This is a genomic window from Lactobacillus sp. C449L (assembly GCF_059900815.1).
Window position 1 is genome coordinate 1 of record NZ_JBWXGA010000110.1, and the last position, 490, is coordinate 490.

The 490-nt window shown below is 57.8% G+C and carries 1 protein-coding gene; it reads right to left on the minus strand.

Going from position 1 to position 490, the window contains the following annotated elements; all coding sequences use genetic code 11:
- Positions 1-142 precede the first annotated feature (142 nt).
- Positions 143-490, minus strand: a 348-nt coding sequence (locus tag AC2JF9_RS08550) for a LysR substrate-binding domain-containing protein (protein ID WP_500726919.1), incomplete at its 5' end; no start/stop codon positions are given.

Genomic DNA, 490 nt, shown 5'->3' on the forward strand with positions numbered 1-490 from the left:
CGTCCTCGATGGCCAGATATTCGCTTGTCCAGAGCACACAGCAAAAAGCAGCGCCCATCGACGCCGCCAGGCTTCTCGCGAGCAGCGTCGAACGCAGCGAGCAGAAGCGGGATTACCCCTCCCCCTGCATCATCAGACCAATCTATTCCTTGCCATGGTCAGCCCGTTCGTAGGCTTCGACAGCCGATAACGCGGCGGTACGCACCAGCTCCATGGTTGCTTGCTCCTGCGTAGGCCCATAGCAGAGGGCGAACTCAAGATCCGAAACTCGTGCGTGCGACGTCGTCTGCAGAGATGCCAACAGGCCGATCTTGACATCATTGGCGGCCATTTGGGCCGGCAGGAGACCAACTCCGAATCCGTCGCGTACCAAGTGCAGGATGGTCGCGAGCGATGCACAACCATGAATCAGGGGAACAGACAGATCCGGATCGGAAAAGAGGTGCTTCACTTCCCTGAACGGAACCGTATCTTTCGGGAAGGTTATAAT